The sequence below is a fragment of the Halorubrum sp. SD612 genome (genome assembly GCF_002135005.1).
In genome coordinates this window covers 1-21,994 of the sequence record NZ_NEWI01000043.1, presented here as the reverse complement: position 1 = coordinate 21,994, position 21,994 = coordinate 1, and the positions used below count along the sequence as shown (strand labels likewise).

At 68.2% G+C, this 21,994-nt stretch carries 20 protein-coding genes, 1 other RNA gene and 1 pseudogene; 5 read left to right on the top strand and 17 right to left on the bottom strand.

The features are described 5' to 3' along the window. The coding region (locus tag B9G38_RS06955) for an Hvo_1808 family surface protein (RefSeq protein ID WP_086219919.1) at window positions 1-1,529 on the top strand (1,529 nt) is incomplete at its 5' end. A 76-nt stretch (window positions 1,530-1,605) separates the two neighbouring features. Further along, window positions 1,606-2,766, top strand: a complete 1,161-nt coding sequence (locus B9G38_RS06950) for a nicotinate phosphoribosyltransferase (protein ID WP_086219918.1) — start codon at window positions 1,606-1,608, stop codon at window positions 2,764-2,766. A gap of 48 nt (window positions 2,767-2,814) precedes the next feature. Here B9G38_RS06950 and B9G38_RS18715 read toward each other — a convergent pair whose 3' ends face one another. The 3 genes from B9G38_RS18715 to B9G38_RS06940 all read right to left on the bottom strand — a co-directional run bounded on the left by B9G38_RS18715 (window position 2,815) and on the right by B9G38_RS06940 (window position 4,654). Continuing rightward, the gene (locus B9G38_RS18715; RefSeq protein WP_255375963.1) at window positions 2,815-2,946 is read right to left on the bottom strand and encodes a hypothetical protein; all 132 of its coding nucleotides are present in this window, start codon (window positions 2,944-2,946) and stop codon (window positions 2,815-2,817) included. A gap of 2 nt (window positions 2,947-2,948) precedes the next feature. Next, window positions 2,949-3,785: a hypothetical protein gene (locus B9G38_RS06945; protein WP_086219917.1), complete on the bottom strand. Its 837-nt coding sequence runs from the start codon at window positions 3,783-3,785 to the stop codon at window positions 2,949-2,951. A gap of 266 nt (window positions 3,786-4,051) precedes the next feature. After that, the gene (locus tag B9G38_RS06940) at window positions 4,052-4,654 is read right to left on the bottom strand and encodes a TIGR00296 family protein (protein ID WP_086216770.1); all 603 of its coding nucleotides are present in this window, start codon (window positions 4,652-4,654) and stop codon (window positions 4,052-4,054) included. 151 nt (window positions 4,655-4,805) lie between these two features. Between B9G38_RS06940 and rnpB the strand changes: the two genes are divergently transcribed. Then, an RNA gene (gene rnpB / locus B9G38_RS06935) (RNase P RNA component) lies at window positions 4,806-5,158 on the top strand. Between the two features lie 331 nt (window positions 5,159-5,489). On the opposite strand, the gene htpX is transcribed toward rnpB, so the two are convergent. Beyond that, window positions 5,490-6,362, bottom strand: a complete 873-nt coding sequence (gene htpX / locus B9G38_RS06930) for a zinc metalloprotease HtpX (RefSeq protein WP_049930122.1) — start codon at window positions 6,360-6,362, stop codon at window positions 5,490-5,492. 132 nt (window positions 6,363-6,494) lie between these two features. Between htpX and B9G38_RS06925 the strand changes: the two genes are divergently transcribed. Next, window positions 6,495-7,433, top strand: a complete 939-nt coding sequence (locus B9G38_RS06925; protein ID WP_086219916.1) for an NAD(P)-dependent oxidoreductase — start codon at window positions 6,495-6,497, stop codon at window positions 7,431-7,433. Between the two features lie 30 nt (window positions 7,434-7,463). Here B9G38_RS06925 and flaJ read toward each other — a convergent pair whose 3' ends face one another. The 12 genes from flaJ to B9G38_RS17770 form a co-directional block, all read right to left on the bottom strand. Next, the gene (gene flaJ / locus B9G38_RS06920) at window positions 7,464-9,200 is read right to left on the bottom strand and encodes an archaellar assembly protein FlaJ (RefSeq protein WP_049930120.1); all 1,737 of its coding nucleotides are present in this window, start codon (window positions 9,198-9,200) and stop codon (window positions 7,464-7,466) included. Between the two features lie 69 nt (window positions 9,201-9,269). After that, complete coding sequence (locus B9G38_RS06915; RefSeq protein WP_086216898.1) at window positions 9,270-10,943, bottom strand: type II/IV secretion system ATPase subunit; 1,674 nt, start codon at window positions 10,941-10,943, stop codon at window positions 9,270-9,272. A gap of 71 nt (window positions 10,944-11,014) precedes the next feature. Beyond that, window positions 11,015-11,764: an ATPase domain-containing protein gene (locus B9G38_RS06910; RefSeq protein ID WP_049930118.1), complete on the bottom strand. Its 750-nt coding sequence runs from the start codon at window positions 11,762-11,764 to the stop codon at window positions 11,015-11,017. Window position 11,765: 1 nt separating this feature from the next. After that, the gene (locus B9G38_RS06905) at window positions 11,766-12,257 is read right to left on the bottom strand and encodes a flagellar protein G (protein ID WP_086219915.1); all 492 of its coding nucleotides are present in this window, start codon (window positions 12,255-12,257) and stop codon (window positions 11,766-11,768) included. After that, window positions 12,258-12,731 carry a flagellin gene (locus tag B9G38_RS06900; RefSeq protein WP_086216896.1) on the bottom strand — a complete coding sequence of 158 codons (474 nt, stop codon included), beginning with the start codon at window positions 12,729-12,731 and terminating at the stop codon, window positions 12,258-12,260. Beyond that, entirely contained in the window at window positions 12,721-14,550 is a 1,830-nt protein-coding gene (locus tag B9G38_RS06895) for a FlaD/FlaE family flagellar protein (protein WP_086219914.1), read from the bottom strand. The genes B9G38_RS06900 and B9G38_RS06895 overlap by 11 nt, the downstream gene beginning before the upstream one ends. A gap of 148 nt (window positions 14,551-14,698) precedes the next feature. Then, window positions 14,699-15,274, bottom strand: a complete 576-nt coding sequence (locus B9G38_RS06890; protein ID WP_086219913.1) for a chemotaxis protein CheD — start codon at window positions 15,272-15,274, stop codon at window positions 14,699-14,701. Further along, window positions 15,271-16,461 carry a chemotaxis protein CheC gene (locus tag B9G38_RS06885; RefSeq protein ID WP_086219912.1) on the bottom strand — a complete coding sequence of 397 codons (1,191 nt, stop codon included), beginning with the start codon at window positions 16,459-16,461 and terminating at the stop codon, window positions 15,271-15,273. The genes B9G38_RS06890 and B9G38_RS06885 overlap by 4 nt, the downstream gene beginning before the upstream one ends. Beyond that, the gene (cheY, locus tag B9G38_RS06880) at window positions 16,461-16,817 is read right to left on the bottom strand and encodes a chemotaxis protein CheY (protein WP_004597560.1); all 357 of its coding nucleotides are present in this window, start codon (window positions 16,815-16,817) and stop codon (window positions 16,461-16,463) included. The genes B9G38_RS06885 and cheY overlap by 1 nt, the downstream gene beginning before the upstream one ends. Before the next feature lie 97 nt (window positions 16,818-16,914). Further along, window positions 16,915-19,293, bottom strand: a complete 2,379-nt coding sequence (locus B9G38_RS06875) for a BGTF surface domain-containing protein (RefSeq protein ID WP_198945663.1) — start codon at window positions 19,291-19,293, stop codon at window positions 16,915-16,917. Window positions 19,294-19,384: 91 nt separating this feature from the next. After that, window positions 19,385-20,641: an RNA-guided endonuclease TnpB family protein gene (locus B9G38_RS06870; RefSeq protein WP_086215274.1), complete on the bottom strand. Its 1,257-nt coding sequence runs from the start codon at window positions 20,639-20,641 to the stop codon at window positions 19,385-19,387. Between the two features lie 3 nt (window positions 20,642-20,644). After that, window positions 20,645-20,785 carry a DUF2080 family transposase-associated protein gene (locus B9G38_RS17770; RefSeq protein ID WP_143414674.1) on the bottom strand — a complete coding sequence of 47 codons (141 nt, stop codon included), beginning with the start codon at window positions 20,783-20,785 and terminating at the stop codon, window positions 20,645-20,647. Between the two features lie 308 nt (window positions 20,786-21,093). On the opposite strand from B9G38_RS17770, the gene B9G38_RS06865 reads away from it, so the two are divergent. Further along, window positions 21,094-21,528 carry a zinc ribbon domain-containing protein gene (locus B9G38_RS06865; protein WP_086219910.1) on the top strand — a complete coding sequence of 145 codons (435 nt, stop codon included), beginning with the start codon at window positions 21,094-21,096 and terminating at the stop codon, window positions 21,526-21,528. A 21-nt stretch (window positions 21,529-21,549) separates the two neighbouring features. On the opposite strand, the pseudogene B9G38_RS06860 reads toward B9G38_RS06865, so the two are convergent. Next, window positions 21,550-21,994: pseudogene (locus B9G38_RS06860) on the bottom strand (hypothetical protein); the annotation flags it as partial.

Below are 21,994 nucleotides of genomic sequence, written 5' to 3'. Positions count from 1 at the left end.
AACTGGTGGGCTGCTGGAACGGGACCCACTACGAGGAGTCGGTCGGTTTCGCGGAGACCGACGGGCTCAACGAGACGCAGCTGGCGGCCCTGACGGACCTGACGATGGCGCGCGTCGAGCACGTCCGGCAGCGCCCGTTCAAGGAGGACGTGCCGGTCGAGACGGTCACCCGCAGCGAGTACGCCAACGACACCGCGAGCGGCAACGGCTCCGAGGCGTTCCGACGCTGGAACGACCAGGTGTGGGAGGCGCTGTTCGTCGTCGGCGAGGACGCGAACGCCAACGACGAGATCGACTCGGTGTTCGGCGGCGCGGTCTCCGGCTTCTACTCCCCCTCGGAGGACCGGATCGTCATCGTCGTCCCCGACGGCGAGTCCCCCGACATCGATCCCTCGACGCTCGCGCACGAGCTGCTCCACGCGATGCAAGACCAGTACCACGACCTGACCGACCCGCGCTACGTCGGCGCGACGCAGGACGGCGACCTCGCGGTCGACGGCATAATCGAGGGGGAGGCGGTCCACGTCGAGGAGCGCTACGCCGCCCGCTGCGCCGACAACTGGACCTGCGCCGAGGCGCCCGAGAGCGACGGCGGCGGGGGCGGCGGCGCCGAGTTCAACTTCGGCATCCTCCAGACCGTCCTCCAGCCGTACGGCGACGGCGCGCTGTACGTCCGCGAGCTCCGCGACGAGGGAGGGTGGGCCGCGGTCAACGAGACGATGAACGACCCGCCCGAGTCGACCGCGGAGGTCGTCCACCGGAACCCCGAGTACGAGGAGGGCAACGTCACCTTCGAGGACGCCGCGACCGAGGGGTGGGAGACGTACCCGGATCAGGGGGTCGAGGGCGCGGAGACCGCGGGCGAGGCGTCGATGTTCGTGATGTTCTGGTACCAGAGCTTAGAGTACGATCACCGCGTGTTGGAGCCCGATGCGACCGTCCGGCAGAACGTCCAGATCCACCTCGACGCCGAGGCCGAGCTCGAAACGCGGCGGACCTACAACTACGCGCACCCCGTGACAGAGGGCTGGGCCGGCGACGAGCTGTACCCCTACCGGAACGGCGACCGCGACGGCTACGTCTGGGCGACGGAGTGGCAGACCGAGGCGGACGCCGCGGCGTTCCGCGACGCCTACGTGCGGATGCTGACCGCGCACGGGGAGGGCGAGTACGCCGACGGGACCGTCTACGAGATCGGCGAGGAGAGCGACTTCCCCGGCGCGTACGGCGTCGAGCGCGACGGGACGAGCGTGACGGTCACGCACGCGCCCTCGCCCGAGGGCGTCCTCGAACTCCGGCCGGACGCCGACCTCGCGCTCCCGGACGCCGACGGTGCGAACGGGGGAGACGGGGGCGACGGCGGCAACGGCAGCGACGGCGGCGACGGAACGAACGGGAGCGAGGACGCCGATTCGGCCGACGGGGACGGCGGGGGCGGCGACACGAACGACAGCGCCCCCGGATTCGGCGTCGCGGCGGCGCTCGCCGCCCTCGCCGCGCTCGGACTGTTCGCGCGGAGAGCCGCGTGAACCGCCTCCGGGAGGAGCCGGCGCGCCACGGTCGCGACACGGGTGGCTTTTCGTCCCCGCGACCGAACCGTCGGGCATGAGCGAGTTCGACATCGTCGACGCGGCCGCGGTCCGGGAGGGGCGCGCGACCGACGCGTACTTCGAGCGGACCGAGGCGGCGCTGGGGGCGGCGGACCGGAACCCCCGCGTCGTCGCCGAGGTGACCGCGGACCAGTTCCCGGACGGGGAGTTCGAGCTGTTCGCCGGCCTCGGCAACGCCGTCGAGCTGCTCGCCGGCCGCGACGTCGACGTGGACGCGGTCCCGGAGGGGCGCCTGTTCGACGGCGGCCCGGTGATGCGGATCGAGGGGCCGTACCTGGAGTTCGCGCGGCTGGAGACGTCGCTGCTCGGCTTCCTCTCGCACGCGTCCGGGATGGCGACGGCGGCGCTCGACTGCCGGGTCGCCGCGCCCGAGTCGTCCGTGCTCTCGTTCGGCGCGCGCCACGTCCACCCCGCGATGACCGCGGCGGTCGAGCGCTCGGCGCTGGTGGGGGGGTTCGACGGGTTCTCGCACGTCGCGGCCGGCGAGCTGCTCGGCCGGGAGGCGTCCGGGACGATGCCCCACGCGCTCGCCATCTGCTTCGGCCGCGGCGAGCAGGAGGCCGCGTGGCGCGCCTACGACGATGGCGTCCCCGAGGACGCGCCGCGGATCGCGCTGTGTGACACCTACTCCGACGAGGTCGACGAGGTCCTCCGCGCGGTCGAGACGCTCGGCGACGACCTCGACGGCGTCCGGCTCGACACGACCGGGTCCCGGCGCGGCGACTTCCGACACATCGTCCGCGAGGTCCAGTGGGAACTCGAGGCCCGGGGCCACGGGGACGTCGACGTGTACGTCTCCGGCGGGCTCGGCCCCGCGGACCTCCGAGACCTGCGCGACCTCGCCGACGGGTTCGGCGTCGGCGGGTACGTCTCCAACGCGGACCCGGTCGACTTCGCGCTCGACCTCGTCGCCGTCGACAGCGAGCCGGCGGCCAAGCGGGGGAAACTCTCGGGCACGAAGTCCGTCTACCGCACCGAAGACGGCGCCCACGCGGTCGGGCTCGCAGGGCGCTCTGGCCCGGACGGCGCCGAGTCGCTCATGGAGCCCGTGATCCGCGACGGCGAGGTCGTCGCCGACGAGGCCCTCGACCTGTCGGCGTCGACGGAGCGGGCGCTCGCGGATGCGGAGGCGGTGGGGTACGGGGACGACGAGTAGTTTGTCGCACGGCGGGGCGCGGTCGGAGAGACCGGCTCGGGCCGCGCGTCACCCGGAGTCGTCCGGCGCGTCGTCGTCCGGTCCGGTGGCGCCCGAGTCGGCGCCGTCCGGGTCGCCGAACAGGCCGAGACAGGCCCACGCCCAGCCGCGGGCTCGGACGCGGCGCGGTGAGTCGGACACGGTTACGCCCTCCGGACGAGGTGGTCGCGGACCGCCCGCCGGCACTCGCGGAGCGTCTCGACGAGGCGCGCGACGGTCGAGAGGACGGGGTACGACACCGTGAAGTCGTCGTACAGGTACGCGACGGTCGATCGCTGTCGGACGCCGACCGCGGCGCCGCGGCTGGCGGTCCGATCGAGGTCGGCCTGCCGCTCCGCCAGCAGCGCCTCGCAGGCCTCGATCCGCTCGCCGAGCGCCTCGTGGCGGCGACGCAGGGCGTCGAACCCGAGCGCGGAGAGGGGCGTCTCGTCCGCGGTCGACAGCCAGTCGGTGGTCTCACGGACCGTCTCGCCGGCGGACCGGAGCGACGCCGCCTCGCGTTCGAGGGTCCGGTCGAACACGGCGAGCTCCGCGAGCCGGTCGTCGACGGCGGACGCTATCGCCGACGCGACCGGGCGGGTGAAATCGTGGTCCGTCTTCGGCGAGAGCGCGACCGCGACGGCGTCGCCCAGTTCCTCGCGGACGGTCGCGAGCAGCGGTTCGCCGTCGGAACCGTCGGGCACGCTGTGGGGCCGCACCGTCTCGGCGAACGCCTCGCGGACCCGGCGACAGCCGTCGGTCGACGCCGCGTTCGTCGCGCCAGCGATGGCGCGGACGCCGCCGGCGCTCGGTCCCGGCCCGCCGCCGGTGCCGTTCCCGAAACCGGCGCCCCCGCCGCCGGCGCCGGTCGGCGCCGAGGCGGTCGGGATCGAGGCGAGAGCCGATCGGAACCGCTCGTACGCTCGTCGCTCGTCCGCCGTGGCGTCGCGTTCGGCCGCCACCCGGTCCCGGGCGCGGTCGACGTGCGTCTCGACGGTCACCGCGGATCACCGCCCTCGGGCGGTCGACCGTCTGCGTTGACCGTGTGAGTCATAGAGATTAGGCTAGCCTAAAACATCAAAAAGCCACCGGTTCGCGGGACCGTCGGAGCGCGGGCGCCGATCTGCGCTCGGCGGTCGAGACGCGAGGGAGCGACAGACCACGAGTGAGAGGGCGCCGCGGCTCAACGGGACGCGTCGAGCGGGAAGGAACGGTTTGCGAGACGACGGGGCCGGGACGATCGATGTCCCGGCGCGAGCGGGTCGGCCTACAGCTCCTCGACCGCGCCGCCGTCGGCGCGCTCTCGGAACACCTGGCCCTCGATGAGCGTCACCATCGTGTCTTCCTCCTGCCAGGCGGTGGGCGAGAGCTTCGCCTTCCGGCAGGTTCGCGAGAGGAACTCCGCGGCCGACCAGCCGTTCTCGACGGGGACCGTCGGATAGAGCCAGCCGTGCGCGTTACCGCTGTCGACGGAGACGCCGTGGGTGCCGATCTCGAGGTCCTCAGCGGGATCGTTGGTGAGGACGGTGTTCGAGACGACGAACACCGAGACGGTGATGTTGTCGAGTTCCTTCGGCTCCACCTCGGAGCCGCAGGAGTCGCCCGAGGCGGCCTTGATGGCGGCCTCGACGATGGCGTGCCCGAGCTGGTCGGAAGTGTCCCACGCGCCGGCGCAGCCGCGGAGACGGCCCCGCCCCCGAGTCGATTGGAGCCGGACGAAGGCGCCGGTGCGGGCGTAGAACGCCTCTCGCATGCTGCCCGGCTGTTCGCGTTGCCCGTGTCGAACGAACGACTCCACCGCCTCCCGCGCGAGTTCGACCGCTCGTGCACCGTCGTCGTACGACAGCTGAACGGTCTGAGCCTCGGACATGAGAGTCCATTACGTTGCTGGCGACTTGAACGCTTCCCTTGTGGCACCGCTCTCGCGGCGTTCGCGGCGTCTCCGCCGAACCCCGCAGATCCCGCCCGGCGGACGCGCCCGACCGATCCGCTTATTCGCCGGCGGGCGAAACGGGAGAACGGACAGAGGGAGCCCGACTCCCGTGCCTCCGGCATGAGGAAAGTCCCCCCACCGGCCGGACAGGCGACCGGGCACACGCCCGGAGTCGGAGACGGCTGGCTCTGGAACAGCAACGACACCCCCCGCCCCGACCGATGATCCGCGCGAACCGACCCGCAAGGGAAGGGAGTTAACCCGGAGAGGGTACGTGGGTTTCCCACGTTGTACGTGGCTCCGCCGCGTCCGAGACGGGCGGGAACGGATGGAACGGCGAATCCTCGCCGGTGCAAGTCCGCGCCACAAGGTAGTCCGGCCGCGGCGCGGACGCTCAGCCGAATGTCGGGACGAACCGAAGGGGGCTTACTCCCCTCAGTCCGCTCACACCGACCAGCGGTGCGATCCTTCCGCGATCATCGAGAAGTGAACGAGTCGGTGGCGCGTGCCTGCGAGCGGCCGGAGCGAAGCGGCGGCCGCGAGGAGCACGCGCGAGGGAGTCGCTGGCCCCGGAGCGAAGCGGAGGGCGCCAGCGACGAGGCTGGGGAGGCGTGAGGATGCGGTCACGGTCGGGCGGGGCTTCGGGGGTGTTCGTCGTCGACCCACTCTCAGCGGTTTCTAAGTGAGCTGCCGGGACTTCGGGAGCGTTCGCCGTTGATCCGCTCTCAACGACTTATACACGACCGAGCAAAAATCGCGATCCGAACCCGTCTCAGGCCGTTTCCATTTCCTTTTCGAGCTCGCGGAGCTTCTCGATGCGGTTCTCCGTCGAGGGGTGCGTGGAGGCGATCTTGCCGACGAAACCGGCCTTGATCGGGATGATGAAGAACGCGTTCATCTCCGCCTCCTCGCGGAGGTCCTCCTCGGGCACCCGGTCCATCCGCCCGTCGATCGTCATCAGCGCCGAGGCGAGCGCTCCGGGCTTCCCGGTGATGAGCGCCGCACCGCGGTCGGCGGAGTACTCGCGGTACCGCGAGAGCGCGCGGATGAGCAGGAACGAGATCACCCACACCAGAAGCGACGCGACGATGGCCACGATGACGGGCGCTCCCTGCCGGTTGTCGCCGCCGAGCAGCCACCCCCACCGCACGATGAAGAAGGCGATAGTGGAGAGGAACGACGCGATGGTCATCACCATCACGTCGCGGTTCTTGACGTGGGCGAGCTCGTGGGCGAGCACGCCGTCGAGCTCGTCCTCGTCGAGGCTCTCCAACAGTCCGGTCGTCACCGCGACGGTGGCGTTCTTCTTGTTCCGGCCGGTCGCGAACGCGTTCGGGACGCGGGTGTTCGCGACCGCGACGGTCGGCTTCGGCAGGTCGGCCTGCTGGCTCAGGCGCTCGATCCGGCGGTGGAGGTCCGGGTACTCGTCCGGGTCGACCTCGCGGGCGCCCATGCTCCGGAGCGCGAGCTTGTCGCTGAAGAAGTACTGCGCGAGCGAGAACGCGCCGAACATCGCGAGCGTGAAGATGATCCCGACGTTGAACACCTCGATCAGGACGCCGATGAACACGACGTAGAGGGCGAAGAGGAGGAACATCGTGAACCCCATTCGTCCACGGAGCCCCCAGTCTGTCTTCCAGTCCATACCCCGAGATTACCGCTCGGCGCGTTAAAGCCTGCCGGAGCCGGGGACGATGCGGCACTGAGGCGCCCGCCCGCGGCGGTGCGGTTTTCGGCGCAACGCTGCGTTTTTGCCCCGCGACCGCGACGGCGAGGCATGGACACCGTTCTCGTCACCGGCGGCCGCGGCGCCTCCGGGCGCTGGGTCGTCGACCGGCTCGCGGGCGATTACGAGGTCGTCGTCGTCGACTACGACCACCCGGGCCTCGACGTCAACCCCGCCTCGAACGTCTCGTTCCGCGCGGCCGACCTCGCCGAGCGCGAGCAGGCGCTCGACGTCGTCGCCGCCGTCGACCCGGACGCCGTCGTCCACTGGGCGGCGATCCCCGTGGCCGGAACCCACCCCGAGGGGCGGGTGTTCGAGACGAACGCGCTCGCCGCGAAGCACGTCCTCGACGCCGCCGGGCGAGCGGGCGCGCCGGTCGTTCAGGCCTCCAGCGACGGCGCGTACGGCTTCTTCTTCGCCGAGCCGACGCCGTTCCCGGATGAGCTGCCGGTCACCGAGGGGCACCCGCTCCGCCCGGAGGACCCGTACGGGCTCTCGAAGGTGACCGCGGAGGCCGCGGCGGGCGCGGTCGCGCGCCGCCACGGCGTGTCGGCGGTCTCCGTCCGCCCCTCGTGGATCCAGTACCCCGGCGACTACGCCTGCCGCGCGGACGAGTACGTGACCGACCTCGAGGCGGGCGCGGGCAACTTCTGGTCGTACGTCGACGTCCGCGACGTCGCCGACCTCGTCGCGGCCGCGCTCGCGGACCTCCTCGGCGACGACTCGGCCGTCGCGCTCGGTACCCACGAGGCGATCAACTGCGTCGCGGCCGACAACGCGCTCGGTCGCCCCCTGCTCGAACTCCTACGCGAGTCGTACGGCGAGGTTTCCGACGACTGCGCGGTCGACGGGAGCGCGCTCGCGGAGGGCGACGACCGCGGCGCGTACGCGGTCGCGAAGGCGGAGCAGCTGTTCGGGTGGACGCCGTCGCGGTCGTGGCGCGACGCGGCCGACGAGGCGGTCACCGAGCCGGCACTGTTCGAGGGGTGACTCGGCCGGGCGACAGCGACCGATTTCCAGTCAGATCGACAGGATCGCGTTGACGAGGGTCCGCGTCGCGATGGCGGTCACGGAGCCGAGCCACGTCAGGAGCACGAAGTGGATGTAGCCGTTCGCGGGGTTCCCGCCGTCGATCCGGCGGATCATCTGCGAGGAGAGCGCCGCGTTGAACAGCACGACGGTGAGGAGGAGGTACTCGATGAGCGGGATGTCGTAGGCGCCGGGGTAGACGATCTGCCCGATGTCCATCTGGTCGAGCCCGAAGTCGGCGGTCAAGTCCGCGAGAATCGCAACGATCTCCAGCCCGATGAAGAAGGCGAACGTCGCGGCCGCGGTGATCCCGTACAGCAGTCCGATGAACGTCATCGCCGCCTGCCGGCGCTGCTCGCGCAGCTGGTTGACGGCGTTCATGTTCTTCGAAATCAGCTCGCCGAGCATCTTCGGGTCCCCGCCCATCCGCCGGCCAACGAGGTACATCTCGGAGAACTTCTGGATGAGGTACGAGCGCGTGTCTCGCGTGAACGCCCGCCACGCGCCCTCGGTGCTGATTCGCATGTTGAGCCGGCGGTAGAGCCGCTCGATCGACTCCGAGAGCTCCCCGAAGTTCTTGTCGCGCAGCGTCGTCAGCACGTCGGTGGTCGTCGACTGCTTCGCGCTCTCGGTCGCGCCCAGCGCGCGCACGAACGACGGGAACTCGCCGTCGCGGGCGGTGATCGCCTGCTCCTCGCTCCGAAGGACGACCCCGGTGATGATCAGCGGCGAGATGGGGACCGCGAGGTACAGCGGCAGCCGCACGTCGTCGAGGAAGAAGAGGAGACCGGGAAGCCCGGGCCCGTACCCGAACATCCCGGCGGCCGTGATCCCGATGAGGAGGAACGAGAGCGCGCCGCCGCCGATCAGCGACCCCCACAGCTTCAGGTCGCCCGGGGAGCGCTCGTCGGGGTGGTACCAGATCGGGTCGTACGGCGACGTGGCGCGGATCATCGCGTAGAAGCCGAGCTGGACGAAGACGAACAGCACGATGACGGCCGCGACAGTCGCGGTCGGGTCGTTACCGGTGAGGATCGGGAGGACGACCGCGAACACGAGGGCGAACGTCATCGAGAGGATCATCGACATGTACAGGTCCTTCATCACCTCCAAGTTCGAGAGCGCGGACTCGTAGCGGGTCTCGTACTGTGCCAGCATGACGTCCTGCTCAGAGACGAGGAACTCCTCCAGCGACTGCCCCGCGCCCATGGTGTAGCCGAGGCGGTCGAAGAAGTCGGCCATCGCGTCGGAGGGGACCTCCTGAGCCCGACGCCGACACGCGTCGTCGAGGCTCTGGTTCCACGTGTCGACGAGGTGGACGACGCGACCGATCTCCTCGGCGGCGACGCCGTACTCCTCCTCTTTCGCCAGCGTCCGGAACACCTCCATCCGGTCGATGTTCGTCGTCGACAGCACCGTCATGTGCGTCATCACGAGATGTAGTTGGTTGTCGATCTTCGTCTCCAGACTGGAGAGGTAGATCTTCGGGTAGATCACCGCCGCGAACAGGATGAGCCCGCCGAACATCGGGATCGGGACCCGGGCGGCGAAGGGGAGCGGCAGCGCGACCAAGCCGACGACGCTCGCGAGGAAGACGAGCACGGCCGGGAACAGCACGAGCCCGACGTACTTCCCCTTGGAGATGTCGAGCTGCTCGTACGACTCCATGACCTCGGAGGTCAGTTGGGCGGCCGTCGCGAGCCCGTCGCCCACCTGTTTCACCGCCATCGTCAGCGTCCCTCCGGCGCCCTCGCGGGCGGTTCGTCACCGAGCATCGTCACGTGTCCCCGAGCATCGTCACATCGTGTTCCGGTGCATGTCGAAGGGGAGCCCCTCGACGCCGTCGCGCTGGAAGGAGTTGATCGCGTCGTTCACCTCGTGGTAGCCCAGAATGCCCTCCTGAATCATCCGCTCGATGAGCTCCGCGCGGAACTCCAGGTCGTCGTAGATGTCGCGGGTGTCGGCGTAGCCGAGCAGCGTCGCGATCTGCTCTTCTAACACGTAGGAGTTGTTCATCCCCTGGAAGACGATCTCGTCTTCGACGGGGTCCCAGCTGAACACCTCGCGGGTGACGACCCCCTCCATCTCCTTGGAGTACCCCTCGATCTCCTGGACGCTCGTCACGCGGCGCAGGACTTGGTCGCCCTGCTTCACGCGGTTCTGGAACAGCGCCACGTCGGCGTTGTCCATGAACGTCTCCGGGACGTTGATCGGCTCGGAGGTGAACCGCTGGATCATCGAGACGATGTCGGACGCGTGGAACGTCAGCATCACGGGGTGGCCGGTCTGGGCCGCCTGGAACGCCATGCGCCCCTCGGCGCCCCGGACCTCACCCACGATGATGTAGTCGGGGCGCGACCGCAACGCCGCGGCGACCAGATCGAACATATCCACGTCGGTGGATCCCTCGGCGCCGCCCTCACGGGTCAACAGCTGCTGCCACGTGCTGTGCGGCGGGATGACCTCCGCGGTGTCCTCCGCGGTGTATATCTTCGAGTCGTCCGGGATGTACGAGAGGATGGCGTTCAGCGTCGTCGTCTTCCCGGACGCCGTCTCCCCGACCACGAATACCGTCTGCTCGTTCTCTAGGCAGAGCCAGAGGTACGCCGCCAACTGCGGCGAGAGCGTTCCCCAGTTCGTGATCTGATTGATCGACAGGGGCACCTCGTCGCCCTGCCGGATCGTGAGCGAGGACCCCTTCAGCGAGACGTCGTCGGAGTAGATGATGTTGATACGCGAGCCGTCGGGCAGCGTGGAGTCGACGATCGGATCGGAGTCGGAGAGGGGGTCGCCCATCCGCTCGCCCATGTTCCGCAGCCAGTTGTCGAACTCCTCGGGGGTACCGAAGTCGACGGTCGTCTCCAGCATCCCGAAGGTGCCGTGGTCGACGTGACACTCCTTGGGGCCGATGACGTGAATGTCCTCGTTGGCCGGGTCGCGCATGATCGGTTCGAGGGGGCCGAGCCCGACGATGTCGCGGTTAAGCCGGTATCGGATGTTCTCGTAGGTCTCCTCCGTGACCGAGAGTTTCCCCATGTTGAGGACCTTCGAGAGGTTCCCGCGGAGTCCGCCGTTCTGCTCGTCGATGTGCGTGACCTCCTCTAACAGCTCCTCGATGAGGTCGTCGTACTCGGCCTCGTTGTCCGGAGCGGTGTGTTGACCGCTCACGGTGAGGAGCCGGTTTTTCACCTCGTTGAGGATCTCGGCCTGCGAGCCGGAGAGCTCCGGCTCGATGGCGTAGTACTTCGTGTCCTGCCCGAGATCGCCGTAGATGTGGCTGTAGATGGGGCCGCCGACCGGATAGATGACGTTCGGCCGGTTGGACTCGTACTCGTCTTTCGGCTCCTCGATGAACTGCGGGAACTCCCCGGTGATCTGTTTGAACTCCCGGAGGTGCTCCCGGAGGTGCGGCCGCCGCATCGCGGCCTTCCGGAGTTCGTCGGACGGTTTGGCGGTGCCGTGTTCGGTCATGTCCCACGCTCGGTCGTCGCGGTGGTCGCAGTCCGCGCGCGCGGACCGGCTGTGCGTCTGCGGGCCATGTGTTAGGCGACGCTGCGGCTCTCAATGACGATTCCGGTTCCGGAACGCACCGAGAACCCGATCGTGTCGCCGACCTGTTCGCCCATGCCCGCGAACCGCTTCACGTTGATCTGCCGGCGGATGTCGTTGCCGACCTCGATCATCTCCAGTTCGAGGAACACGTCGGCGATGGAGCGGAACGGGCCGATCGCCTCGTCGTCGACCGCCGAGGGGTCGACGGTGAGAACCACCACCTTCCCCTGCGAGATGATCTCACGGAAGAAGGAGATGATCTCGAGGGCGGCCTGCCGCTCCTCGTTCTTCCGAACGAGCGCCTCGAACGTTGGGTCATTGCGGAAGATGGCGTCGAACGTGTCGAGGAAGACGACGTCGGAGTTCCACATCGCCTCCGCTTCCATCAGCCGCTTGAGCAGCTCCTTGCGCTCGCCGTCGCCGTCGGAGAACGCGCCGCCGGAGTCGAAGTCGGCGTGGAGGAAGAGCAGCTCCTCTTGGAGGAGCGGCTTCACCATGTCGTACTCCAGCGAGTGCATCTGGTCGATGAACCCGCGGACGGTGAGCTCAGTCGACATCATCGTCACCGAAGCGCCCTCCTCGACGAGCCCGTAGGCGAACCGCTGAGAGATGGCGCTTTTCCCGGCCCCGTAGTCGCCCTCCATGAGGACGATGCTCCCGCGGGGGATGCCACCGCCGAGCTCCTTGTTGAGTCGGTCGCGCTCGCCAAGGCCGAGCGAGAGGAGGTTGTCGTGGGGCATCTCAGTTACCCCCCACGCGGAACTGGAACAGCTCCTCGTCGCCGTTCACCGAGAGGTACACCCGGTGGTCGCCGTCGGCGAGCCCGCCGTTCACGCCGTCGATCTCGCTGACCTCGATCGTGAGGCGGAGCACGTCGCCGCGGCTCCATGCGTTCGCGCCGTCGACGGAGACCAGCTCTCCGGAGAGCTTGCTTGGCCGCACGTACCCGCCGTCGAAGACGACGTCGAGGTCGGAGCCGTCGGGCGCGAGGCGGTAGGTGCCGGTGTTCTTTATCAGGAGCGTCACGTTGCCCTCGGTCGCGTTGTACACCCCCGCGCTCGGGTCGGAGATGAACGTCACGTCGGTCCGGAGCTGCTCGGTCGCGTCGAGCCCCGCGTCGTCGACGGCGGCGCTCACGCGGTCGACGCCCGTCGTGATCGTCCCGACGACGCCGGCGGCGATCACCAGGCTGGCGATGAACAGGATGAGGTGCGAGACCGGGACGCTGGCCATCTACGCGCTCACCTCCGTCACGGTCGCGGCGTCGCGGACACCGGACTCGACGACGAGGACCACGCGGGTCTCCCCGCCGACGATGTCGGTCTCCACGGTGTCGCCGACCGTCACCGACAGCGTCTCGTCGCCCAGCCAGAGCGCGGTGTCGGCGTCGCCGTCGACGGTCGTGGCAGCGTTCGAACCCCCGACGTCGACGTACTCGTTGCCGACTAGGAGCGTCGCGTCGTCGGCGACGAGTCCGATCGAGCCCTCGTTGGTGGCGTTGACAGTGAGCTCGCCGGTCGTCGCGTTGAACGTCGCGCTCGTCACGGAGAAGTCGGTGTTCTGCCGTTCGAGCGCGCGCTCGTTGACGCCGTGTTGCGCGTCGGAGACTCGCTCGATCCCGTTGGACGCCACGGGGTAGAACGTCGTGAACGCGAAGAACAGCCCCGCGACGATGATGGCCGTAGACGCGGAGACGCTAACGCCCATCTCCCCACCCTCCGTCGGCCGGATCGGCGCGGTCGGAACGGGGATTCGGGTCGTTCATCGGTCGCGTGGAACCGTTCCGCTCGCGCCGGTCGTCGCGGGGAGCGTCGCCGCGGTTCGCCCCGCCGTCGCGGTCCGCGCCGTTCGTACCGTGGCCCGCGCCGTTCGTGCCGTGATCCGCGCCGTTCGTGCGTCGCTCGCGCTCGTCCGGGGTCTCTCGGCGACCGGACGGCTCGTGCCCGTTCCGCTTCGGGGCCGAGCGGTCGCGGCGGTCGCCGCGGGCCGGGTCGGCGCGACCGCCGCGGCGGCCTCTGACCGGCCCGCCGCCGACGATCGAGCCGCCGGCGAGGTCGTCCCAGCGGTCGAGGAGGACCGTGTGGCTGCTGGTGCCGTTGAGCTGGGTCACGTACCGGAGACTGCGGGTGTGGTGTTCTCGGACGAGCCGGTCGGTGCCCGGACGGTCGACGAGGTTGCGGTCGATCGTGCCGAACCCGGAGAGGAAGTCCCGGAGCCGCGCCGCGGCGTCGGGACCGATCCACTCGATCCGCTCGTAGTAGTTGATGGCGCGCACCGCGTCGGTGACGTCGCTCTCGGAGACGAGGAACTCCAGCCACTCCATCACGAGGAGGTCCCCGACGTAGTCGCCCGGGAGTTCGGTGAGGTACGGCTTGCCGCGGCCGCCGCTCCCCGAGAGGTCGTCCTCACCGACGTACTCGAAGCCGCCGGACGCCTCAGCGGGGTCGCCGCCGGGTCGGCGGTCGGGGGCGGGATCCGGTTCGGCGCCTCGCGCCGGTTCGGGGTCCGCCGGTTCGCCGAAGTCGTCGCCACCGGTCTCGGCCCCGAGGTCGTCTCCGCCGAGGTCGTCACCGAACCCGTCGTCCGCGGCCCCGTCGTCGAACGAGTCCGTTTCGTCGCCGGGGTCGTCGAACGAGTCGTCCCCGTCGTCGAACGGGTCCTCGTCCGCGGCGTCGTCGCCCTCTTCGGCCCAGTCGGCCTCCCCGGAGTCGTACTCCTCTTTCAGTTCGCTGAAACTCTTTCCATCGTCGTTCATGTCGTCTCCGTCGTCCGCCGTTTCGGTCTCGGACGCGGCGTCGTCCGTGCTGTCGTCGTCCAGTTCGTCGAAGTCGCCGTCGAGGTCGTCGTCGAGGTCGTCGAAGTCGCCGTCGAGGTCGTCGAACTCCTCGCCGTCACCGGCGTCGGCGTCGTCGAGTTCGTCGTCGAACCCGTCGTCTTCCGCCTCCTCGTCGAGGAGGTCGTCGTCGAAGAACCCGTCCGCGTCCGCGTTCGCGACGTCCTCGTCGAGGTCCTCCTCCTCGCCGCCGTCCTCGTCGTCGAAGATGCCGAACGACCCCTCGCCGCCGCCGGCGACGCTGTCGAAGCCGCCGGAGTCGTCGACGAAGGGGTTGATGCCGCGGGTGACCATCTCGTAGATGTCGAGCAGGTTGCGGACGTCCTCCTCGATGTCGTCGACGGCGTTCGAGATCTCCTCGTTCTCCGAGCGGACCGTCGAGACGGTCGAGGAGAGCGACGCGACCTCGTTTTCGAGCTCGTCGAGCCGGTTTTCGAGCTCGTCGGTGGCCGCGCCGCCGCCACCGCCACCGCCGCCGTCGTCGAACTCGTCGTCCCACTCGTCCATCCCGTCGAAGTCGTCGAAACCGTCGCCGCCGAAGGGATCGTCGTCACCGTCCATACCCCCGGAACCGTCGTTGTCGGATCCGTCGTCGTCGAGGAACCTGTCGAGCACGCTCGCACCGACGAGCCCCAGCGTGGCGACTGCCCAGGCGGCGGTTGGAGCTCCCCACACCGGTAGTTCGAGGCCCATTACCGTGTACGACCCGCAGAACACACTTCAATTCACCCCTCAAAATATCAACCGTGAGAAAGCATGCCGTCGGTCGAATATCGGACGTTACAGGACTAAATGCGGAGAACTGAGACGGGAAGGGGACCGAACCGCCGCCGATCGGCGCTTAGATCGCCCGCTCGAAGCCGTCGGCGGCGCGGACGACGAGCCGACCGTCCGAGCGGAACCGGACCGTGCGGCCGACCGCGTCGCCGACGTCGCTGGCGACGATCGGGACGCCGGCGGCGTCGAGCACCTCGCCGACCCGCTCGACGTTCCGCGGACCGACCGCGTCGGTGAGGTCGAGCATCTCGGCGCCGCCGGCGACCCGCGCCTTCAACCGCCGGGGGTCGGCGCCGGCGTCGTCGAGGGACGCGATCAGCGAGTCGACCCCGGTGTCGACGTACTTCGCGGGTCGCGAGGTCGCGGTCGTCCGCCCCTCGCCCGCGGGCAGCATGGCGTGGAGGAGGCCGCGAGCGCCGGCCCGCTCGTCGACGAGCGCGACCGCGACGCAGGAGCCGAGCCCGCTGGTGGTCAGGACGGCGTCGTCGGTCGTCACCGCGAGTTCGCCGACGCCCACTTTGATTCGGCCGGGGTCGTCGGCCGCGGCACCGCCGGTGACGGCGGCCGGGTCGGCGACCGCGTCGCTCTCCGTCCGCTCCGCCGGGTCGTCCGGTGGGTCGTCGGAGAGCGAGCGGGTCACGAGTCGGAGAGTCGGTCGAGCGCCCGAGCCAGTTCGCGCTCGTCGGGGAGCGCGTACACGTCACAGCGCGCCTGGATCCCCTCGGTCTCGATGGCGGTGTCGATCACGAACCCGTAGTCCTGTCGCTCGCTCAGCTTCGCGACGAGCGGGCTGATCGTCGAGGCCCCGATGTCGTGGACGAACTCCGGCGGCGAGTGGGTGATCGACGTGCCGAGCACGTTCGCCCAGCCGTCGATGAACCCGCTCGTCATCACGTTGCCGAGCTCGCAGAGCGCGTTCTCGGCCATGTCGCCCAAGGGTTCGTCCGGCTCCATCGGGAGCATCGCGTCGGCGACCGCCGCCGCCGAGGACTCCTCGAAGAGGATCGCGAGGTAGCCGCTCGGCTCTCCCTGGAGCTCGAACACCGTGCCGGCATGCGGCTCGGTCCCCACTTCCGCGGGCACGTCAGCGAGCGGGACGAACCGGAGCCGGCTCACGTCGACGCTCGTCTCTAACCCGGTCATCATCGAGATGTTGTCGGCGGCGTTCGCCGACCCCCGCTTCGCCAGCGAGGAGAACGTCGACAGCGACTCGTACGGCACCGCCGTGCTCTCCGTCCCGCCGTTCGCCTCGCCGCCGACCGTCGCCGCGGGGGCCGTCTTCCCGACGATGAGGTCGCGGAAGGGCCCCGAGTCGGGAAGCATGTAGATGGAGAAGTCGAGGTCGGTCGTCGTGGCGTCCAGCCGACTCTCGAAGAGGAACACGCCGTCGCCCGCGAGCGCGCCGTCGGGCAGCACCGCGGCGCCGTCCGCCTCGAAGTACCGCGGGGGCGACATGTCTATCGCCTTCCCGAGGTAGTTCGCCCAGCCGTCGAGGAAGCCGCCGAGCGCGATGTTGCCGACCTCCGTCACCGCGCTGCGCTCCATCGACTGCCCGCCGGGTAAAAGCGAGAGGAGGGCGTCGGCGTTGACCGCGTCGAACGCGAGGACCGCCTCGCCGTCTAACCCGCCGCGGAGCCCGACGCTCACGCCGATCGACTCCCGGCCCGCGAACGACTCCGCGAGGTCCTCGCCGCTGGCGACGCTCGCGCCCGTCACCTCCACCGCGAGGTCGGTCCCGGTCAGGTCCGAGAGCGCGCCGGCGGCCTGTTTGGCCCCCCGCTCCGCGAGGCGATTACAGGCCCCGAGCGCGCGGACGTCGACGCGCATTATACCGCCGAGCCGATGGCGTCGAGCACGTTCGGCTTCTGGAACGGCTTCGTGATGTACCCCTCAGCGCCCGCCTTGATGGCCGCCTTCATCTTCTCCTCCTGCCCGACGCTGGTACACATGATCACCGTCGCGTCGGGATTCTCCTCTAAGATCTCCGTCGTCGCCTCGATCCCGTCGCGGATCGGCATCACGATGTCCATCATCACGAGGTCCGGACCGTGCTCTTCGTACATGTTGACCGCCTCCACGCCGTTCTCCGCCTCCCCGACGATCTCGAACTCGCCTTCGAGGATCTCTCGGAGGAGGTTCCGCATGAACTCCGAGTCGTCGGCGATGAGTACCCGCGTAGCCATTGTTGTCTGAATCCGGGCACAGCGATCACTTAACCGCTCCCCCGCGGTTCTCAGCGCTGAGAACGGAGCGGGACGCGGCCGGTCGCCGCCGGGTGAGTCACACCCAGTGGCCGAGGATGTGGATCGCACCGACGACGACCGTGCCGAGGAGCGTCTCGCGGGTGCCGATGCCGAAGGGGAGGAAGGTCGCCGGCTCGTCATCGCCGTCACCCCCGCCGGAATCGCCGGTCGGGTCCGACGAGTTGCCGTCGGGGTTCGTAGAGTTGCCGCCGGGATTGGAGGAGTTCCCGTCGGGGTCCGCGGCGCCCGCGGAGTCGTTCGCAGTGGAGTTTCCACCGGCGTCCGTCGAGTTCCCGTCGGTGTTCGTAGCGTTCTCGTCACCCTCACTGACGTTCGAAGCGTTCTCGGCGTCGTCGGTGTCGCTTCCGTCGGCCTCGCCGTCGTCGATCGTCGTCCGCGCCGGGTTCTCCGCGACGGTCACCGTTCCGTTCCGCTGGTCGCCGTCGAGAGTGACGGAGAACGGGTACTCCCCGGGGTCGAGGCGGACGGTCTCGGACGGGAAGCCGACGGTGCGCGACTCGTTCGACGACAGCGTCAGGTCGCGAGCGGTCGTTATGTTCCCGTCGTCGACATCGAGCGCGAGCGTTCCCGCTCCCTCCAGCCCGCCGGCGTTTCGAACGCCGATTCCGAGCGCGGAGAGGTTCCCGCCCGTCGCGACGGTGACGTTCTCGGGGACGCTGTCGATCGCGAGCCGGTCCGGGTCGTCGGTGTCGTCGACGACGACCACCGTGCGGCTGTCGCGGAGCGTCGTCCCCTCGTACAGCGCGTAGTTCAGCCGCGTTCCGGGGTCGGCGTTGCCGAGGTCGGCGCCGATGGTGAAGTTCCCGTCGTCGGAGAGCGATACTTCGGACTCCGACCGGAAGGGCTCGTCGCGCTTGTCGTCGACGAAGGTGGCGGACATCTCGATCGGTGGGAGGATCGTTGTCGTCCCCGTCACCGCCCCGCCCGAGGCCTCGACGAGGAGTTCGCCGTCGTCGGTGACGTGGTCGTATTCGAAGTACCGCTCCTGGATCGAGAACGACGCCTCCGCGCTCACGGTCCCGTCGTCGGTCTCCCAGTACGGGAACTGGTCCGGGGTGTTCGATTTATGTCTGAACGGGTCCGGCGGCTCCGAGTCAGTTTCAGCGAACGCGTACCGCTGCCCCTCGGTGCCCTCCAGAGCGAACTCGACGGCGAACTCGTCTCCCGGTTCGGGGTTCCCGAGGGGCCCCCCGTCGCTCGTGTCCAGAACGAGGTAGAACCGGCCCGGGGTCGAGTCACCAGTCTCTAGCTCCTTAGCGTCGGCAAGGAGAAGCGAGACGTCCTCGGGGTCGGCGTCCGCGAGGTCGAGCTTCGAGCGGGGCTCGTTCATGCTCGGGTTCGTCTGTCGAACGCTGAGGGTGACGCCCTCTTCGGCCCTGAGGAAATCTCTCAGAACGGTGTGGTTGATCGCTTGGCCGGCCTGAAGCGAGTCTTCACCCTCTTTCTCGGCGAAGTGCGACAGCGCTCCCCAGATGCCGGTCGCTTCGAAGCCGAGGACAACGCGGTCGCCCTTCGTCACCGCGGTTCGCTCAAGCCCGTTCTGTTCGAGTGCGCTGAGCGACTCGTCGCCGCCACCGCCTTCGACGTTCTCCGGATCTGCGGTGGTGAACACCTCGATCTCGTCGTGGAACGTCGGCTTCGTCAACACGAGGTCCGACGAGGCGGCCGACTCAACGGGAGTCACCGCGCCGGAGTCCTCGATCATGAACGTGCCGTTGGTGATCGCCAGCCGGTACCGCTGCGGAACGAGCGGACGGGCGAGTCCGCCGGCACCGGTGGCACCGCTGAGGTCGGAGAGGTCCTTGTCGAGCGTGTCGCCGTCCTGATCGCGGAACTCCAAGTCACAGGACGTGTTCTCTCGGGCACAGCTACTGGCGGTTCCCTCGGCCGTTCCGAGAAGGCGGGTGTTGACCGTACCGTCGAAATCGTCTAGCTTCACGACGTCGGTGAACCCGACCAACTTTCCGGAGTCGGTGAGGCGATTCCCGCCGATCAGGAGGTACGCGCTTCCGTTGCTGTTGCTGGCGGTGTACCTGATATTGACAGGGTCGCCCGCGATTCCGGTGTAGGTCGGGCGGGAGAACGAACCGCTGAGTTCGGGTCGGGCCGTCGGGCCGGGTTCCGTCGAGTCGGTAGAGACGGCGTTGGTTTCGAGGGAGTCGCCCGAGGGCACGTGGTCGGCCGCCGAGAGGCCGGCGGCGACGGGACCGGTAGCCACGACGGAGAACACGGCGACGAGGGCGACGAACACCGCCATGCCTCGTCGGAGCGTCGAGCGCCGGCGGAGCCGAGACGCGAGCGCTTCGTCGGTGCCTCCGGGAGCGTCGGGACCACCGAGTCGGGCGGATCTCGGCCGCGGGGGCGAGTCTCGGTTGTCGTCGGGCGTGTCTGTCATTGTGAGTCGGACGGATCGTCGACCCCGCGAGGGTCACGGGGGCGTGTCAGTCGTTCGACGCTCCGCCGTTCTCCGAGTGAACTACCCCACCCTACTCAGCCGCTGACGCGGCTTCCTTGAGGGTGGGGCTTCCTGTTTCTACGACGCGCTTTACATCCACAACATCGGAAGCATCCGACGGTATGAACATAGGGAGCGCAGTCTCCACAGGCGTTGTGTCTTCGGACTGTCCCAGTCCTAGCTTCTCGAAACCACGAGACAAAACGTTGAGTGCGGCATTTGCGTCTCTATCCATCTTGAACCCACAGGCAGGACACGAGTGTTCACGCACCCACAGCGGTTTATCTGATTCAACGCCGCACGACGCGCACTCTTTGGTTGTGCCCGCTGGCTCTACTTCGACAAAGTGTGTGCCTTCTCGCTTGCACTTGTATTTGAGCATCGTGGTGAACGCATCCCACGCTGCCGAAGCCGTGTTCTGACTGTTTCCAGGCGACTCCAGCATCGACTTCACGTTCAAATCCTCAACGGCCACCAAGTCGTACTCGGTGGCGTAGTAATTCGAGAGTTTGTGTAGGAAGTCGTGGCGTTTCCGTCTGACTCGCTGGTGACACTCAGCTACTCTCAGCCGTTGTTTCTCCCAATTGTTCGAGCCGTGCTGTTTCCGGGAGAGCGACCGTTGTTCGCGTATGAGGCGTTCTCGTTCGTCTTGTAGGTCAAGTGAGCCAACAGCACGCCCGTCCGTGTCGTGAGCGTATTTGAGGATACCCACGTCGATCCCGACACAGCGGTCGGGATTATCTGGTTTCACTGGTTCTTGTTTGCCTTCGACGGCGAATGAAGCGTACCACTCGCCAGTTCGTTCTTTCTTGACACAGACCTCTTTGACAGTAACATCCTCGGGAATTTCGCGGTGGTAACTGATTGGAATGTCAGCAAGTTTCGAGAGCGAGAGGACAGTCTGGCCGTTCTTTTTGTCGAACTCGAAGCCAGACTGCACATATTTAAAACTCCGAAACTCGCTCGGAGCCTTCCAATTGAGACTCCCGACGTTGTACCCGTTCTCTTTGAGCTGTGAGAGAGTTTTAATACTGTCTTCGATTCGCATGACAGCGGCTTGTGTCACTGTCGAGTACAGGTCGGTGAGCTCAGCCCACCAGTCTTTGAGAGCGGGCAGTTGGTCACGGACTTGACGCACTCGCTGGTTGAGTGTTCCTGCTGAGTCAGGAATTTGCTCGAACTCGTTGAGTGCGTGGTTGTACAGTTGCCGGCAGGTATCGCGGTGATAGTCCAGCGTCTCACGCTGGTCTTCTGTTGGGTGGAGTCGATACCTGTAGGCGTAGTGCATGGGTTACTCGTCTGGATCAGATATTCGGACGATCTTCACGTCTGCGCCACGCCAGTCTTTGGGAACGAAAACGTGAGCGCCATTACCAGTGGCTTTCACCTCACCTTCGATGACTTCGTGGCCTTCGATTTCGTGTCTATCCATCATCAGAGTGTATACATTGTACTTACATTAAGTTGTTGATTCCGTGGGCCTGTGGGCCTGTAACAGTCAGTGTAAGATAACTGATGACGGCGCTGTATCCCCGCCCTACTCGCTCGCGTTGCTCGCTCCTTGAGGACGGGGGCTTAGCGCCTACATTCAGCTAAAACGTACCCTCCCGATTATCACTCCTGTGAACGGAGCCGGGGAGACAGCGTCGAACGAGCGCCAGATCGACCGACTGCGAGGGTGTCGACCGCTCGGCCGTTCCCCGAAGAATTAAGCCGAACGGGCGTCCGCTTTCCACCACGATGGCATCGTGTCCCCGCTGTGAGGCGTCGATCGACGAGGAAGCCCGGTACTGCGCGCAGTGCGGTGCCCCGCAGACGGAGGACGCGGCCGAGGAGTTAGACGAGTACGTCCAGCGACAGGCGGAGCAGGTCGGGGGGGGCGGCGGAGGCGACGCGAGCGGGTCCAGCGGATTCGCCGACATGGCCGACCTCAGCGACCGCGAGCAGCTCTGGCGGCGCGGCTGTTACGTCGTCGGCTACGGCACCGTCGTCGTCGCGCTCACCCTCGTCCCTGCGATCGGGTCTTTCCCCCTGATCCTCGCCGGGATCGCGATCCTCCCGCCGATCCGCCGGCTCACCGCCGAGCCGCTCGGCAGCCCGCTGAAACGCGAAGTGATGGCGGGACTGTACGCGATATTCGCGGTGGTCGGCGCCGCGCTGCTGTTCCTCCTGTAGCTTCCCGTTCTCCTTCCCGACTCACTCGACCCGGAACCCGCCCTCTTTCTCGGCGGCGCGCACCAGATCGCCGATGCTGTCGCTCGCGGAGAGCCCCTGACTCGCCGCGAACCGCTTGATCATCACCGGCGGGAGGTCGACGGTCGTCTCGGAGGCGGCGAGCAGCAGCCCGATCGCCTCCGGCGTCGGCGAACTCGGGCCGGCGTTCGACGCGAACCACGAGATCAGCGTGTCGAACGTCGCCGTCACGTCGTTCGACACGGTCCGCTGGCGGGTGGTGTCGCCCTCCGCGTGGAGGGTCGCGTCGATACCGTAGTCGAAGCCGTCGCCGTCGAAGGAGGTCGCCAGCCACCGGCTCACCGCTTGGCGGTCGACCGCGTCCGCGCCGGACGGGGACTCCCGACCGCCAAGCGGTGAGCCGGTGGCTGGCGACCTCCTTCGACGGCGACGGCTTCGACTACGGTAT